The organism is Planococcus sp. A6 (genome assembly GCF_028823615.1).
GTDB lineage: Bacteria > Bacillota > Bacilli > Bacillales_A > Planococcaceae > Planococcus.
In genome coordinates, this window is the sequence record NZ_JAPEHT010000228.1 from 1 (window position 1) to 2,406 (window position 2,406).

Consider the following 2,406-nt stretch of genomic DNA (forward strand, 5'->3'; position numbering starts at 1 on the left):
TGCGGAATACATCGGGCCTGGCATGCAGACTTACGTGCCGGTTGAAGAACGTTAATTCAGGCAATACAATAAAATTTGATGGGGCTGACACAATGTGCAGCCCTATGACTTTGAAATCAGGAGGAACTTACACATGACGAACGGTGAAAAAATCTCAGTAGAAAATGGCGTCTTGAACGTCCCTAACAACGCAGTCATCCCATTCATTATCGGTGACGGAACTGGACCGGATATCTGGAACGCAGCTTCACGCGTATTGGAAGAATCGGTAAACAAAGCTTATAACGGCGAAAAATCAATTGTCTGGAAAGAAGTTTTGGCTGGCCAAAAAGCTTTCGACGAAACTGGCGAATGGCTTCCTGAAGAAACTCTTAACGTTATCCGCGAATACTTGATCGCGATCAAAGGACCGCTTACTACGCCAATCGGCGGCGGTATCCGTTCATTGAACGTGGCACTTCGCCAAGAACTTGACCTATACACTTGCTTGCGCCCTGTACGTTATTTCGAAGGCGTGCCTTCACCGGTTAAACGCCCTGAAGATACTGACATGGTCATCTTCCGTGAAAACACTGAAGATATCTACGCTGGTATCGAATACGCTAACGGCAGTGACGAAGTGAAAAAATTGATCTCATTCCTTACAGACGAAATGGGCGTCAAGAACATCCGCTTCCCTGAATCATCAGGTATCGGCATCAAACCGATTTCTGAAGAAGGAACAAAACGTTTGGTACGCGCTGCAATCAACTACGCGTTGACTGAAGGCCGCGATTCCGTAACGCTTGTTCACAAAGGGAACATCATGAAGTTCACTGAAGGAGCTTTCAAAAACTGGGGCTATGAAGTGGCTGAGCAAGAATTCGGTGACAAAGTCTTCACGTGGAACGAATACGATGCAATCAAAGACGAAAAAGGAACAGATGCTGCGAACAAAGCACAAGAAGACGCTTTGGCTTCAGGCAAAATCCTTGTTAAAGATTCCATCGCTGATATCTTCCTACAGCAGATCCTTACACGCCCAAGCGAGTTCGACGTTGTTGCAACAATGAACTTGAACGGCGACTACATCTCTGATGCACTTGCTGCACAAGTCGGCGGCATCGGAATCGCGCCAGGCGCGAACATCAACTATGACACAGGACACGCTATCTTCGAAGCAACTCACGGTACTGCTCCGAAATACGCTGGCCTTGATAAAGTAAACCCGTCTTCTGTTATCCTTTCAGGCGTCTTGATGCTTGAGCACCTTGGATGGACTGAAGCTGCGAAATTGATTTCTGACTCTATGGAAAAAACCATTGCGTCTAAAGTCGTCACTTATGACTTCGCTCGTCTAATGGACGGCGCTACAGAAGTGAAAACATCTGCATTCGCTGATGAACTAATTAAAAACATGTAAAATGAAAGAGGAGGCTTCTGCCTCCTCTTTGTTGTATCATCCGACGGAAAGGGGAGTTTTACATGACATTCAAACGTAAAAAGATTTCAGTGATCGGATCTGGTTTCACCGGTGCCACGACAGCGTTCCTGCTGGCGCAGAAAGAGTTGGGGGATGTCGTCATCGTCGATATTCCGGCAATGGAAGATCCGGCCAAAGGCAAAGCACTGGACATGGCAGAAGCAGCACCGGTTTTGAATTTTGATGCCCATATTACGGGTACCTCGGATTACGCGGAGACGAAAGATTCCGATCTTGTCATCATCACTGCCGGGGTAGCTAGAAAACCTGGCATGAGCCGGGACGATTTGGTGCAGACCAACCAGAAGGTCATGAAATCCGTCACAAAAGAAATCGTCAATCACTCACCAAATGCCACAATCCTTGTACTGACCAATCCAGTGGATGCGATGACGTACACTGTCTTTAAAGAATCCGGTTTTCCGAAAGAGCGAGTCATCGGCCAGTCCGGCGTGCTTGATTCCGCACGGTTCCGCAGCTTTGTGGCTGAAGAGCTCAATCTGTCGGTTAAAGATATTACAGGGTTTGTACTTGGCGGGCACGGAGATGATATGGTGCCGCTCGTCCGTTACTCTTCAGCTGGCGGCGTACCGCTCGAAACCCTCATTCCAAAAGACCGTCTCGATCAAATCGTCGAGCGGACACGTAAAGGCGGCGCGGAAATCGTCAATCTTCTCGGCAATGGCTCCGCGTATTATGCACCTGCTGCTTCTCTGGTGGAAATGGCTGAAGCGATCCTGCTGGACCAAAAACGAGTGTTGCCATCCATTGCCTATTTGCAGGGTGAGTACGGTATGGACGGCATCTACCTCGGCGTGCCGGCAGTTCTCGGTGCTTCGGGAATCGAGAAAATCATTGAAATCGAATTGAATGAAGAAGAAAAACAAGCACTAGATAAGTCAGCTGCCTCCGTGAAGGCAGTCATGGATGTATTGGCTTAATAT

General features: G+C 48.0%; 2 protein-coding genes. Both read left to right on the plus strand.

Annotated features, from left to right (window positions below):
- The first annotated feature begins 133 nt into the window (after positions 1 to 133).
- The gene (gene icd / locus ON064_RS17995) at positions 134 to 1,402 is read left to right on the plus strand and encodes an NADP-dependent isocitrate dehydrogenase (RefSeq protein WP_274625842.1); all 1,269 of its coding nucleotides are present in this window, start codon (positions 134 to 136) and stop codon (positions 1,400 to 1,402) included.
- 62 nt (positions 1,403 to 1,464) lie between these two features.
- Positions 1,465 to 2,403 (plus strand): malate dehydrogenase, encoded by a 939-nt coding sequence (gene mdh, locus ON064_RS18000; RefSeq protein ID WP_121300262.1) that lies wholly within the window; start codon positions 1,465 to 1,467, stop codon positions 2,401 to 2,403.
- Positions 2,404 to 2,406: the final 3 nt, after the last annotated feature.